The organism is Thermorhabdus hydrogeniformans (genome assembly GCF_049310025.1).
In the GTDB taxonomy this organism is placed as follows: domain Bacteria; phylum Bacillota; class Thermosediminibacteria; order Thermosediminibacterales; family Tepidanaerobacteraceae; genus JBJYKD01.
Genome location: NZ_JBJYKD010000001.1, coordinates 84,401 through 98,251 on the forward strand (window position 1 = coordinate 84,401; position 13,851 = coordinate 98,251).

At 51.8% G+C, this 13,851-nt stretch carries 14 protein-coding genes; 4 read left to right on the forward strand and 10 right to left on the reverse strand.

What is annotated here, in order from left to right; genetic code table 11:
- Positions 1 to 162: 162 nt before the first annotated feature.
- Positions 163 to 1,011: a class II fructose-bisphosphate aldolase gene (locus ACKX14_RS00385; RefSeq protein WP_422443609.1), complete on the forward strand. Its 849-nt coding sequence runs from the start codon at positions 163 to 165 to the stop codon at positions 1,009 to 1,011.
- Between the two features lie 40 nt (positions 1,012 to 1,051).
- A complete protein-coding gene (locus tag ACKX14_RS00390) occupies positions 1,052 to 2,098 on the forward strand; it encodes a zinc-dependent dehydrogenase (RefSeq protein WP_422443610.1) in 1,047 nt (348 codons plus the stop codon).
- Positions 2,099 to 2,105: 7 nt separating this feature from the next.
- On the opposite strand, the gene ACKX14_RS00395 is transcribed toward ACKX14_RS00390, so the two are convergent.
- From ACKX14_RS00395 to ACKX14_RS00440, 10 genes are all read right to left on the reverse strand, one after another.
- A complete protein-coding gene (locus ACKX14_RS00395) occupies positions 2,106 to 2,996 on the reverse strand; it encodes a radical SAM protein (RefSeq protein WP_422443722.1) in 891 nt (296 codons plus the stop codon).
- Positions 2,997 to 3,061: 65 nt separating this feature from the next.
- Positions 3,062 to 3,814 carry a hypothetical protein gene (locus ACKX14_RS00400; RefSeq protein WP_422443611.1) on the reverse strand — a complete coding sequence of 251 codons (753 nt, stop codon included), beginning with the start codon at positions 3,812 to 3,814 and terminating at the stop codon, positions 3,062 to 3,064.
- Between the two features lie 236 nt (positions 3,815 to 4,050).
- A complete protein-coding gene (locus ACKX14_RS00405) occupies positions 4,051 to 4,599 on the reverse strand; it encodes a 2-oxoacid:acceptor oxidoreductase family protein (RefSeq protein ID WP_422443612.1) in 549 nt (182 codons plus the stop codon).
- Positions 4,596 to 5,345, reverse strand: a complete 750-nt coding sequence (locus tag ACKX14_RS00410) for a thiamine pyrophosphate-dependent enzyme (protein WP_422443613.1) — start codon at positions 5,343 to 5,345, stop codon at positions 4,596 to 4,598. Before ACKX14_RS00410 ends, ACKX14_RS00405 begins: the two co-directional genes overlap by 4 nt.
- Positions 5,329 to 6,402, reverse strand: a complete 1,074-nt coding sequence (locus ACKX14_RS00415; protein ID WP_422443614.1) for a 3-methyl-2-oxobutanoate dehydrogenase subunit VorB — start codon at positions 6,400 to 6,402, stop codon at positions 5,329 to 5,331. Before ACKX14_RS00415 ends, ACKX14_RS00410 begins: the two co-directional genes overlap by 17 nt.
- Complete coding sequence (locus ACKX14_RS00420; RefSeq protein ID WP_422443724.1) at positions 6,377 to 6,610, reverse strand: 4Fe-4S dicluster domain-containing protein; 234 nt, start codon at positions 6,608 to 6,610, stop codon at positions 6,377 to 6,379. The genes ACKX14_RS00415 and ACKX14_RS00420 overlap by 26 nt, the downstream gene beginning before the upstream one ends.
- A gap of 39 nt (positions 6,611 to 6,649) precedes the next feature.
- Positions 6,650 to 7,756, reverse strand: a complete 1,107-nt coding sequence (gene buk / locus ACKX14_RS00425; RefSeq protein WP_422443615.1) for a butyrate kinase — start codon at positions 7,754 to 7,756, stop codon at positions 6,650 to 6,652.
- Positions 7,757 to 7,790: 34 nt separating this feature from the next.
- Positions 7,791 to 8,834 carry a Glu/Leu/Phe/Val family dehydrogenase gene (locus ACKX14_RS00430; RefSeq protein ID WP_422443616.1) on the reverse strand — a complete coding sequence of 348 codons (1,044 nt, stop codon included), beginning with the start codon at positions 8,832 to 8,834 and terminating at the stop codon, positions 7,791 to 7,793.
- Positions 8,835 to 8,852: 18 nt separating this feature from the next.
- Positions 8,853 to 9,755: a bifunctional enoyl-CoA hydratase/phosphate acetyltransferase gene (locus ACKX14_RS00435; protein WP_422443617.1), complete on the reverse strand. Its 903-nt coding sequence runs from the start codon at positions 9,753 to 9,755 to the stop codon at positions 8,853 to 8,855.
- Positions 9,756 to 9,995: 240 nt separating this feature from the next.
- On the reverse strand, positions 9,996 to 11,708 hold the full coding sequence (locus tag ACKX14_RS00440) for a sigma-54 interaction domain-containing protein (RefSeq protein ID WP_422443618.1): 1,713 nt from the start codon (positions 11,706 to 11,708) through the stop codon (positions 9,996 to 9,998).
- Between the two features lie 205 nt (positions 11,709 to 11,913).
- On the opposite strand from ACKX14_RS00440, the gene ACKX14_RS00445 reads away from it, so the two are divergent.
- Both ACKX14_RS00445 and hisD read left to right on the forward strand, forming a co-directional pair.
- Positions 11,914 to 12,327 carry a hypothetical protein gene (locus ACKX14_RS00445; RefSeq protein ID WP_422443619.1) on the forward strand — a complete coding sequence of 138 codons (414 nt, stop codon included), beginning with the start codon at positions 11,914 to 11,916 and terminating at the stop codon, positions 12,325 to 12,327.
- Positions 12,328 to 12,525: 198 nt separating this feature from the next.
- On the forward strand, positions 12,526 to 13,851 hold the full coding sequence (gene hisD / locus ACKX14_RS00450; RefSeq protein ID WP_422443620.1) for a histidinol dehydrogenase: 1,326 nt from the start codon (positions 12,526 to 12,528) through the stop codon (positions 13,849 to 13,851).

Consider the following 13,851-nt stretch of genomic DNA (forward strand, 5'->3'; position numbering starts at 1 on the left):
ATTATAACTAATATCCCGTCAAAAAGTCCAATGTTTAAATATTTCAATCTTAAAAAAAGGATTTTTAAATCGTCACGGCGAATTTATAGTACGATGTGAAATTTTTTCACAGAGTCGAGCAATTGTTCAGCAAAATTTACTTTTATGAAAGGGGTTACAGCCATGCTCGCGTCTTTAAGAGAAATCCTTTCGGATACGCGCAAAAAGGGGTATGCCGTCCCGGCTTTCGACGTATTCAACCTTGAAACTTTCAAGGCTGTGGTGGAAGCCGCCGAGGAAGAAAAATCTCCCGTCATAATCATGATCCTCGACGCCGATATGGAAGGTGGATATCTTCGCTACATGGCGCCCATGATGAAAGAGGCGGCCATGTCATCCAGAATCCCGATTTGCCTGCACCTTGACCACGGAAAGGACCTCGATACGGTGGCGAGATTTATTCACCTTGGATTTAATTCGGTCATGATAGACGCCTCCACCCTCCCACTGGAAAGGAATATTGAAGAGACATCCCGGGTGGTTAGATTCGCTCATGCCGCAGGAGTCAGCGTCGAAGCGGAGCTGGGCCACGTGGGAGTCGGGCTGTCAGATTCCGAAGAAGACGTCAAGAATTTTTTAACGGTACCCGAAGAAGTCCGGCTTTTCGTGGAAAAAACCGGCGTCGACGCCCTGGCTGTGGCCATCGGCACAGCCCACGGGCCCTATAAATTCAAGCCTCACCTGGATATTCCAAGGCTTAAACAGATAGCCGGAGTGACCGGGACCCCTCTGGTAATCCACGGCGGGTCTTTGACGCCCGACGACCAGATGAGAGCGGCCATTGCCGCCGGGATATCCAAAGTAAACATCTGCACAGAACTTCGCATGGCTTTCTACAGAGGTATTAAAGAATCCTTGCCGAAATTCCCCGAACACTCTTCCCCCCACGAACTTTTGAAAAAGTCACTGGAACTGGTAAAAGAGGTGGCGAAAAACAAGATTTACCTCTGCGGCAGCAATAATAAAGCATGATAGTGATTTTTTTGGATAATATGATTTGGGGAGTGATTCCATGCTGGCTCTCAGGCTTTACGGAAAAAATGATTTAAGGCTGGAAGATATACCGGAGCCCTCAGCTCCAAAAGGCGGAATCCTGGTGAGGGTGCGGGCCTGTGCCATATGCGGCAGCGACCTGAGAAACATCAGGGCGGGAGGGTCTTCGCACGGCATGACATTGCCTCGAGTCCTGGGCCATGAGGCCGCCGGCGAAATAGTGGAAATAGGCGAAGGTGTGGAAGGCTTTCAAATTGGCGACCGGGTTCTGCTTTCCGTCACGGTGCCCTGCGGCGCTTGCGATTACTGCCTCCGGGGGCTGCCCAACCTCTGCGACCGCAAGGCTGCCCTTTCCTATCAGTACGACGGCAGCTTCGCCGAATACGTGGCGGTGCCGGAAAAGATGGTGCGCACGGGCGGAGTCATCCCTATCCCGGAAAACGTGAGCTTTGAACAGGCAAGTATAGTTGAGCCCATCTCCTGCGTGCTGAACGGTCAGGAGCTTTCCCGGGTTGGGCTACAGGACGTGGTGGCTGTGATCGGCGCCGGACCGGTCGGAGCGGCTCATGCCATGATGGCCAAAATCCTGGGCGCCTCAAAGGTCGTAATGGCCGAAATCTCGCCGGAACGCCTGGAAATGGCCCGAAAGATAAAAGCCGTCGACAGGGTGGTGGACTCGGGGAAGGAAGATTTTGTCAAAGTTGTCATGGAAGAAACCGGCGGTCGGGGCGCGGATGTTATAATTGTGGCGGCTCCGTCGGGAGAAGCCCAGGTGCAGGCCCTTTCGGCGGCCGCGAAGAGAGGCAGGGTTAATTTCTTCGGCGGGCTCCCAAAAGACCGTTCAACCATTGCCATTGACAGCAATATCATTCATTACAGGGAGCTTTTTGTGCACGGCACATCCGATTCTACGGTGGTCCACATGAAAAAGGTGTTGAATCTAATCGCTCAGGGAAGAATTGATACGAACCTATTGATTTCAAAATCTTTCCCCTTAACCGATTATCAAGATGCCTTTGAGCTGGCTTCCAGTGGCAGGGCTCTAAAGGTTATTATAAATCCCTGAGAAAAATTTAAACACCCTCTAAATTGAACTCGGGCACGAACTCCCGGGAAGCGGCTCCTTCTTCCTGGACAAACCCATTTTCCAGGCCCAGTTTAAAGAAGTATTCAATCACCTCTTCATATTCCTCCTCGGAAAGCATCCGGTTTATTTCCGGGCGGCTTTCCGCCTTATAGCAGGGAAAATACTGGGACATCAGGCTTATATAGACACCTTTTGGCAGGTGTTCACTTATCCACCGGAGTATTTTTTTGGAATCTTCCTTTTGCCCGGGCAGCACCAGGTGCCTTATTATCAGGCCCTTTTTGATTATCCCCTCATCGTCAAACTCCGGTTCGCCCACCTGCGCAAACATCTCCATTATTGCGCGGGTGGCGTTTTTAAAATAGTTTGGAGCCCCGGAATACTTTAAAGCCAGGGTGTCGTCAAAATATTTCAGATCGGGCAGGTAAACATTTACCAGCCCCGAAAGATGTTTTAACGCTTCGGCGTTTTCATAGGCGTTGGAGTTCCATACTACGGGAATTTCAAGGCCCCGTTTTTTTGCTCTTTTAACGGCTTCGGCTATCTGCAGTGTGTAAATGGTGGGAGTGACCAGGTTTATGTTGTGAACCCCCCTATCCTGCAACCTCAGGAATATACCGGCAAGTTCATCCACGGTAACGGCTTTGCCGAAACCCTCCTGGCTGATTTTAAAATTCTGGCAAAACACGCACTTCATGTTGCAACCTGTAAAAAATACCGTCCCCGAGCCCCTGGTGCCGCTGATGCACGGTTCCTCCCACATATGGGCGAAGGCCCTGGCTACGACCACATTGCCGGAAGCACCGCAGGCCCCCTGTTCACCCTTTATTCTGTTAACCCTGCAACTTCTGGGACAAATCCGGCACTGTTCGAGCATTAATATAATCACCCTCCAGTTCTTTTAGCGCCGTCCCGCTATCCCGACCATCGGGTCGGAACGCTTTATTCTTTCCTGATATTGATAGATATATCACCCTCTTCATATCCCTTTAACTGGCACAGAAGCCCTTTAATTACCGATGTAACTGTATTTTTCACGAAAGGCATCATCTCAAGGGATTTTCCGTTTATCTTCACTTCAATAAAATCCCCCGATGCCCGGCAGTCTTGCCTTCTCGCCCTTCCCTTCACTATGTCTGCGGCCATCCGGCGGCAGGTCTTCCCGCACAGGCCGCACTTATCTTCTCGGCCTGTTCCTGGAAGTTTTTCAAACACCTTCTCCTCAACGATATCCACAAGAGATTTGATATCGCCGAAGGCATCCACCACCGGTAGGCCCCTGTATTCTTTTATCGTGCCCGCGATAGGGCCGGAGATGGCAAACACCGTATCTTCCATCGCTTCGGGGATATCGCCGGGTGCCGCGGCGCACAGGATGCCCGGGACCGCCGCATGACCAAATCCTTCCAGCACCACATAATCCTGATGGTAAAAATTTAAAATCTCATCAAGGGGGAGTTCTCTGGAAAAAGTCACTTTCGTTTGCCCGCCGTCCCGCACGCACACGATCTCCGCGCAGGCGGCCTTTTCAAAAGCTTCTACCTTCCGGCGCGTCCCATCATTACGATCTCTTTCGCCGGCCGCGTCTCTTATGTAACCCACCGTGAAGCCCCGACCCGCCAGCTCTCTGACAATATTCCCGGCAACCGCAGCCACCACTGATTTTGTTTCACCGTACACCGAAAATACTTTCAAAAGAATCCCTCCTTTTGGCGAAACCGGAATTTAGACTGCCCTCAAAAAATTTTATCAATTCAGTCCTTCAGCTGCAGACGGATGAGCGCCTCTTTAAGAATAATTATAACACCCCGTTACCCCTGGGCGGAAGTCTTATACTGAAGCAAAAAATCCCGGCTATGCGCCGGGTCATTCTGGCTTAGCACTTAGGTCGTCACAACCACCGGAAGCGACTTTTCAAACTAAAATCAATTTTATTTATTTTGCCTTACCATCATATCCACGCCTTTTAAAAAGGCTTTTTCATTGACCTCGTAAAGCGACTTGCGGTGAGCGGGCAGGAAATAATCTATAGAGTTCAGCACGGTTTTGGGATTGACCATGCCCGCTTTCCCAACAAGAGCTCCCAGAGCCACCATGTTGGCCGCTTTAATATTGCCCATTTCTTCGGCTATTTTGCCGGCATCGACTTCAAGAATCTCCACGTCCCTGCGGTCCAAAGCAGCGTCAATCATGGATCTGTTCAGGATGACAAGCCCCCCAGGCTTTACAGTGGGAGAGAACTTTTCCATGGAGGGCTTGTTCATGGCCACCAGGACATCGGGAGAAGATATGAGCGGCGACGGAATTCTCCTGTCGGAAATCACCACCATGCAGTTGGCGGTACCTCCCCTCATTTCCGGCCCGTAGGAGGGAATCCAGGAAACCTCCCTTCCCTCCGTCATCGCCGCGTGAGCCAGGATCTCGCCCATCAGCATTATACCCTGACCGCCAAACCCGGCCATTATTACTTCCAGTTTCACACCGACACCTCCTCCGGCTTTTTAAAAACGCCCGGCGGGAACTGGGCCGTCATTCTGTCGTTTACCCACTTCACGGCCTCCTGGGGCGTCATACCCCAATTGGTGGGGCATGGCGAAAGGATTTCCACCAGGGTAAAACCGCGTTTTTCCATTTGCATTTCAAAGGCTTTTTTAATAAAGGCTTTTGCCTTTAAAATGCTCTTTACATCGGCAAGAGCCGCTCTGGCAATAAACGCCGGCCCATCAAGAACCGACAGCATTTCGCACACTTTTACGGGATAACCGGCAAGCTCCGGGTCCCTGCCCCAGGGGGTTGTCTCGGTCTTCTGGCCTATTAGCGTTGTCGGCGCCATCTGGCCCCCGGTCATGCCGTATACGGCGTTGTTTATAAAGATCACCGTGATGTTCTCTCCCCGGGCCGCCGCGTGAACTATTTCGGCGGTGCCTATGGAGGCCAGATCCCCGTCCCCCTGGTAGGCAAAGACTATGCTTTCGGGCAATACCCTCTTGATGCCGGTAGCCACCGCCGGAGCTCTGCCGTGGGCGGCCTGCTGCATGTCGCAGTTTAAGTAATTGTAAGCCAGGACCGAGCACCCCACCGGGGCGACGCCTATGGTTCTGTCCCGGATCCCCAGTTCGTCCATCACCTCGGCCACCATGCGGTGCACTATGCCGTGGCCGCACCCGGGACAGTAATGGGTCCCGGCCGGCAGCAGGGACTTGGGCCTTTCAAAAACCACTTTCACTCCGGGCACCTCCTATCATTTTCACAATCTCCCGGTATATCTCTTCGGCGGAAGGCACCAGGCCGCCGGTCCTGCCGTAAAAGTACACGGGTGAGCGCCCATTTACCGATAGTTTTACATCTTCTACCATCTGGCCCAGTGAAAGTTCCACGGTCAGGAAGCCTTTTGCCCTTTCGATTACATCTTCAAAGGCCTTTTTCGGGTAGGGCCACAGCGTTATGGGCCTTATAAGCCCCACCTTTAAGCCCTCCTGCCGGGCTCTTTCTACGGCCGAAAAGGCAATGCGGGCGCATATCCCGTAGGCCACCACAAAGTACTCCGCATCGTCGCCGTCTATTACTTCAAAGCGACATTCATTCTCCTCTATTTGTGTGTACTTTTTCTGAAGCTTAAGGTTGTGTTCTTCCAGTTTAACGGGGTCCAGGTAGAGGGAATTTATTATGTTCCGGTCTCTCCCTTTCATCCCCGTGGTAGCCCAGGTCTTGGGAGGAAGCTGCCTTTGGGGCCTTTCTTTAAACACCACAGGCTCCATCATCTGGCCTAAAATTCCGTCTCCCAATATCATGACCGGATTCCTGTAAATATCCGCCAGGTCAAAGGCATCATACACCAGGTCGACGAGTTCCTGCACGGAGGCGGGTGCCAGCACTATGGTCCTGTAGTCCCCGTGTCCCCCTCCGCGCGTAGCCTGAAAGTAATCGGATTGAGCCGGCTGGATATCCCCCAGCCCCGGCCCGCCTCTCATTATGTTTACTATTACGCAGGGCAGTTCCGCCCCGCACAGGTAGGAAATTCCTTCCTGTTTCAGGCTTATGCCGGGGCTTGAAGAGGAAGTCATAACCCGGGCGCCGGCTCCGGCGGCGCCGTAGACCATGTTTATGGCCGCCACCTCGCTTTCGGCCTGCAGGAAAACGCCTCCCCTTTTAGGCATTTCCCGGGCCAGATATGCCGGCAGCTCGCTCTGAGGGGTTATGGGGTAGCCGAAAAAACAGCGGCACCCGGCCCTCAGGGCCGCCTCCGCCAGTGCCTCATTACCCTTCATCAGCACCTTTTCCAACCGCTTCGCCCTCCTTTACATCCCTGTATATGGCAAAAACCACGTCCGGGCATATGGTGGAACAAAATCCGCAGGCAATGCAGCCGTCATTGGCCGCCACCGGATGATAGCCCAGCGCGTTTACCGCAGAGTTATCAAGATACAGTATTTTTGCTGGACATACGGTCACGCAAAGCCCGCACCCTTTACACCGGTCTTTGTCGATCATCAATCTGTTCAAATGAAGCCCCCCTCCTCCAAATAAACTTTAGAAAGATACCGCTTCCGCACCGCACTTTTCGTAAATTTTAGCCTCCTCCAACCCCTTCAGTACCCTCAGCGCTCCTTGAGCCAGAGCCTCCAGTTCGTCTTCCCCCGGGAATACGTAAACGTCCGCTATAAAGGCCACTCGCTCTTTAATCCATTCCACAAATTGCTCATCATAAGCCAGGCCCCCCGTCAGGGCGATGGCATCCACCTTTCCGGAGAGGGCCGCGGCGCAGGCCCCAATTTCCCGGGCCACATGGTAAGCCATGGCTTCAAACACCAATCCTGCTTTTGTATCGCCGCTGTTGATCATCTCCCGCACGGTTTTCGCATCGCTGGTACCCAGATGGGCCACAAGGCCGCCGCCACCGGCGAGCATCCTCTTTATTGCGGACAGATTGAGATTTTTTGTGAGGCACATTTTTGCAACTTCCAGTGCCGGTAACCTTCCGGCCCTTTCGGGAGAAAAGGGTCCCTCTCCGTCCAGGCCGTTGTTTACATCCACCACCCTGCCTCTCCTGTGGGCCCCCACCGTAATGCCGCCCCCCAGATGAGCCACTATGATGTTAATTTCCTCATATCTTTTGCCCAGCAAAGCCGCCGCTTTCCTGGCCACGGCCTTCTGGTTAAGGGCGTGAAATACGCTTCGGCGCAGGATTTCCGGGATGCCGGTTATTTTTGCCATGGGCTCCATTTCGTCTACCACCACAGGGTCCACCACATAAGCCGGTATGCCCAGTTCATTGCCGATTTCGTATGCCAGGACCGCCCCAAGGTTTGACGCATGTTCCCCAAATCGGCAGCTTTTGAGGTCTTCCAGCATGCATTCATCAACGACATATGTCCCGCCTTCCACCGGCCTCATAAGACCTCCCCGTCCTGCCACCGCGCGGAGCTTTTTGATGTCGTAATTTTTTTCCGCAAGGGTCTTCAGTATCAATTTTTTCCTGAAGTTGTACTGTGACATAACATTTACGTATATCTTTAATTCTTCAACCGAATGATATATCTTCTCCACAAAAACAGGCCTTACATCTTCATATACGGCCACCTTTGTAGAGGTGGAACCGGGATTTATGGCCAGAACGGCATATAAGTTATTCTCCATAAATGCCCCCTCTCCTCTATTGTGAAAAATATTTTTATACCGCCACCTTCTCAAACCTCTTTTCGGTGACGATATCCGCGGCTTCGGCGGTGGTTACGCCTTTTGCGGCGGAGCAGGAAAACACCTCTTTTAATCTCGCGGGTATTATGGTAAGTTTTTTAAACACCCTTTCAATGCTGTAGGGCGTACCAGACAGCTCTTCGGCTACGTTTATCACCCCGCCGCCGTTGACGATGTAATCCGGCGCATACAGGATGCCCCGTTCCATAAGCCTTCTGGCGAAGCTCTCGTCTTTCAACTGGTTGTTGGCCGCACCGGCCACGATTTTACATCTCAAGCGGTCCACGGTGTTTTCATTAATTACTGCTCCAAGGGCACAGGGAGAAAAAATATCACAGGGCACTTCGTAAATTTCATCCGGTCCAACAGTTTTTATATTAAAGTTCTCCCGGGCTTCCTTTACCCTGTCAGGGTAAATGTCCGTCGCCGTCACATGCGCCCCCGCCTCCACCAGCAGCCGGGCGAGTTCCATTCCCACGTGCCCCAGGCCCTGGACGGCTACTTTTCTGCCCTTCAGGTCATCGCTGCCAAAAACCCATTCTGCCGCCGCCTTTATCCCAAGGAACACTCCGTAAGCCGTCACCGGCGAGGGGTTGCCGCTCCTTCCCGCCAGGCCAACCACATGTGATGTCTCCCGGGCAATATAGCTCATATCCTCTTCGCAGGTGCCCACGTCTTCCGCGGTGATGTACCTACCCCCCAGGCTTTCCACGAATCTGCCGAAGGCCATGAAAAGCTCAGGAGACTTGTCTTTATGGGGATCGCCTATGATAACGGCTTTCCCGCCGCCCAGGTTCAAACCCATGGCGGCGTTTTTGTAAGTCATTCCCCTGGAAAGGCGCAGCACATCATAAAGGGCCTCTTCTTCGCTGGAATAGTTCCACATCCTGAGGCCCCCGAGGGCCGGGCCTAAAACGGTGCTGTGTATGGCTATAACGGCCTTTAATCCTGACGAAGGATCGCTGCAAAAGACCACCTCCTCGTGACCTTTATTGTACATTTCCTTTAACAGTTCCATATAAAATCTCCCCCTCAATTAATTGTCTTCACCCATGAGCATCCCCATGGCTATGGAATAAATTTTGCTTTCATAGGAATCGGCCCTGGATGTGAGCACCACCGGCACACGGGCTCCCACCACAACCCCGGCCGCCTTCGCCCTTGCAAAATACACCAGGGATTTGTATAAGATATTGCCGCTCACCAGGTCCGGCACCAGCAGGATGTCCGCATCTCCTCTCACCGGGGACATTATTCCCTTGTGATCCAGAGCTTCTCCCGACACGGCCACATCCAGCGCCAGGGGACCGTCCACAACGGCCTCCAGGTTGTCCCTCTGGGCCATCTTGCTCAGGACTGCGGCGTCAACGGTGGATGGAATGGCCGGGTTTACGGCCTCCACCGCCGACAGCACCGCCACCTTCGGATTTTTTATGCCAAGGCAGCCGGCCGCCTTCAGGCTGTTTTTCAAAATTGCATATTTCATAGAAACATCAGGACTGAGATTCATTGCTGCATCGCTCACCAGCAGGAGTTTTTCCCGGCCCGGCACTTCAAATACGGCGACATGGCTTAAAAGGTTTCCTCCGGTTAAAGCTTTGTCGCCGGAAACTATTCCCTTTAAAAAGTCTTTAGTGGAGACAAGGCCCTTCATAAGCATTTGAGCCCGGCCCTGCCACACAAGATCCACGGCCGTGCTTACAGCTTTACGACTGTCCTCTTCATCGACAACCTCGACGGTCGAAAGATTCATATCCATGGATTCTAAGAGCGGCTCCATCTTTTTTCTGGAACCTACCAGAATCCCACTTACCGGCATAAACTCCCCGCATTTTTTTACGGCCTTCAAAACGTCCGGATCTTCTGCACAGGCCACGGCTATGACCTTCGGTTTGAGCGCCCGGGCTTTTTCTGCAATTTGGTTAAAAAAACATATCATCGCATCACCTCCCTGATGCTATTCGATGTTAAAACTTCATTTAAACCCGAGATTTACTTACGGCGTCCGTTAATAAAATTATGCAAATCTCGTGCCTCCTTAAAAAGAATAAAAAAGGCCGTTTAAACGGCCTTTTCTGTGGTGTTCACCTGCAAGTCTTTTCAGTATGTGCAAATTGTTGCATGCAAAAATTTTCATGCCCTCCATGAACAGCGGATACCAAAAATAGAAACCAGAATATTACCACAGGTTATATTTTTCCAGCTTGTAAAAAAGGTTTCTCACTGAAATCCCCAGCAGCTTCGCCGCTTCGGTTCTATTGCCGCTCGCCCTTTCCATGGCGTTCTTCAACGCCTCCCGCTCGGCTTCGGCCAGCAGTTCTTTCAGCGGCTTAAAAACCCCGGTCTGGTGGTGCGGCCTGAATCTTAATTCCGGAGTTTCAACATAAAGGCGGGGTATGTGCTTCTTTTCTATTAAAACCTCTCCAAATCTCATGTTTATCATGGCCCGGCCAATGACGTTTTCCAGCTCCCTGATATTTCCCGGCCAGTCATAGGCTGTGAGGATTTCAAGAGCCCCCGCGGATATGGCCTCCACGGCTCTGCCGTATTCCTGATTGTATTTCTTTATCAAATGGGTGATTAACAGGGGTATGTCCTCTTTCCTTTCCCTTAGAGCGGGGATGTATATGGGTATTACACTCAGGCGGAAGTAAAGGTCCCGCCTGAATTTCCCCTCCTCCACGGCTTTTTCGAGGTCGGTATTTGTGGCTGCTATAATTCTCACATCCACCGGGATCGGCTTGGACTCCCCCACCCGGATGATTTCCTTTTCATTCAGCACCCGGAGCAGCATGGCCTGGTGATTCAGACTGATTTCGCCTATTTCATCGAGAAAAATGGTTCCTCCGTCGGCTTCTTCGAACAGCCCCTTACGCCCCCCGCGCCTGGCGCCGGTAAATGCCCCGTCGGCATAACCGAACAGCTCGCTGCCCAGAAGGCTGTCGGTAAGGGCTGAGCAGTTCACTCTGATAAACTGCTTGTGGCACCTTTCGCTTTCATTGTGAATGGCATGGGCAAAGAGCTCCTTGCCGGTGCCGCTTTCCCCTCTCAAAAGCACCGTGGCGCTGGTGGCCGCGGCGTTTTTTGCCGCCTCCACCGCCTCTCTTATGGCCCTGCTCTGGCCAATTATGTCGTCAAAGGTATATTTCGCCTCCAGGTGGCGAATCCTGCGTCTTACCAGTTCCAGTTCTTCGGTGAGCCTTTTAATTTCAGAGACATCGTGGACCACGGCAACGCTGCCCCTGAGACGTCCCCCGACTATGATAGGCGCCGCATCCACCACGACCTCCTTTTTGTTCGGGCCGGCTTTCATGGGAATCCCCTTGAGAGGCTTTCCCGTCTGGAGCACCCGGTAATGCACGCTCTCCCCCTCGGCTATATCCACCGTAGCCGGCTTCCCTATCACGTCTTCTTTTGTAAGCCCGATGAGTTTTGTGTAAGCCGTGTTTATCAAAATTCCCCGGCCCTGGATGTCAACAACCGATATGGCGTCCTGCGTGGAATTTATTATGGCCTCCAGCATGCTCTGAATTTCCTTTAAATTCGTAACCTGTTCGGCAAGATTTTTGACCTCTGTCATGTCCTTAAAAATCGCCACCGCCCCCGTTACACGGCCCGACCTGTCGAATACCGGCATGCGGTTGGTTACTATGGTGACATCATCTATCTGCTGAAACTGATTTAATTCGGATTTTCCGGATTTTAAGATGATATGCAGCCTGGTATTGGGAACGGTTTCGGAGACTTTTTTCCCCATTGCCGCTTTTCTGTCGAGCTTAAGCAATTTCTCCGCCGACCGGTTCAAAATGGTTATTTTCTCGTCCCTGTCAATGGCGATTATCCCGTCGCGGATGGCGTCTATTATAGATAAAACATCGTCCATTGAAAGCATAAGTATTCCCCTTCATGAGCTGATTATTAAGTCTTAGCGAAATTATATATCTAATTCTATATTTTTTAACATTTATCCTGCCGAAAAAATACCAGATTAAATTTTATTTAAGTAACAAAAAATAGAAAAAACGAACTGTTCTTCCCAGCTCCTTTCAGGGGTGGTAACAGCTTGCCAAAAAAAGCACGATTGATGGGGTGATTTTATGCGCGTTATCGATGCCACAAAAGGCGAAATTATCAGGGGTGCGGAAACATATCCCTATGAGATAGCCGATGACAAGGTCCGAATAAAGCTGCCATTTTATGTGGACTTAAAAAAACTCACAGCTATCTTAAAACAAAAAGAATATTTTGTTGCCAACGACCCCGAGGAAACGGATTCCCAGGGATGGGGAAAGTGGTACGACGCCGAAGGATATTATCCATACTGGGTGTATGAAGAGAATCACTGTCACTACTTCGCCTTCCCGCCGGAGGATTATAAGGTCGTCCCCGAGCCCGGAGCGGCACCCAGGCACGTGCCCATATTAGGCACAAAGGCGGTGGAAGAATTTTTCCGCTGGCTGCCTGTATTAAAAGAGGCCCAGTCTAAAGGCGAACCTGAACGTACCCCGTGATGTGACCGGACTGTGAACGCTTTTTTCGGCCGGTATATCAATGGTAAGACATCGCCATTGTACATGCCGGCCTTTTTTGTCATCATTTTTTTGAATTCCCCACACCCGGACCTTTAAATTTCCGTCAAAAAAAGATAAAATGAATACAATACCGGTAATTATCCGGCAGCTTTAGTATTATTAGTATTATTAATATTAATGCCGGATTATCAACCCAAAAAAATTCATGCAATCGGAGGTAATTCAACGGTGTTAAAGTACATAAAAAAATCGGCCGGAAAGCCGGCGGAAGACATTTTTGAGGTAAAAGAAAGGGTTTCACAGATACTTCTCGAGATACGGCAAAAAGGCCATAAGGCCTTGCTTGAATTTTGCGGGCGGTTTGACGGATATAACGGGAACGATGTAAAAATATCAAAAGATGAAATCAACAGGGCCTATAAGATTGTGGACCCGGAGGTTATAAATGACCTGAAACGGGCTGCCGAAAGAATTGAAAAATTCGCTCGGATTCAGAAAAACTCCATCTCTCCCGTGGAAGAAGAAATCTCTCCCGGCGTTATTCTCGGGCACCGCATAATCCCCGTGTCCTCCTGCGCCGCTTATGTGCCCGGAGGGCGCTACCCCCTGCCTTCTTCTGCTCTTATGTCCATTATTCCTGCCAGGGTGGCCGGGGTAAAAAGGATAGCCGCCTGCTCCCCGCCCGATAAAAACACCGGCAGCATACATCCGGCCACGCTGGTTGCCATGGATATGGCCGGCGCCCACGAAATTTACTGCATGGGCGGGGCCCATGCCATTGGAGCCCTGACTTTCGGCACCGAAAGCATAGCTCCGGTGGACATCATAGTGGGCCCCGGCAATCAGTGGGTCACCGAAGCCAAGCGACAGGTGAGCGGCATGGTGGGAATTGATTTTCTGGCCGGCCCCAGCGAGGTGCTGGTAATAGCCGACTCTTCCGCCAATCCCCGCTTTATTGCCGCCGACCTGCTGGCACAGTCGGAACACGACCCACAGGCCCGGGGAATACTGATCTGCACCGACGAAGGTCTGGCTGAAAGGGTAATGAAGGCGGTTGACGATTTCCTCTCCACCCTTGAAACCGCCGCCGTCGCCCGGAAGGCCTGGGAAGACAACGGGGAAATCATCCTTGCGGATTCCCTGGAGGAAGCGGCGGCCCTCTCCAATGAGATTGCGCCCGAGCATCTGGAATTGCATGTGGCGAATCCGGCCGAGATTATTGACAAACTGGTCAATTATGGTTCACTCTTCATCGGCAGCTTTGCCGCGGAGGTTTTTGGGGATTACGTATCGGGTACCAACCACATTCTGCCAACCATGCAGGCCTCCCGCTATACCGGGGGAGTATGGGTGGGAACCTTCGTAAAGGTGGCAAGTTATCAGAAAATCTCAAAAGAAGGGGCGCGACTTCTGGCCCCGCTTGCCAGTCGCCTCGCCAGGCTGGAAGGCTTAATGGCGCACAGGCTGGCGGCCGAGGTAAGGATGAACCAGGGGTTCCTCTAA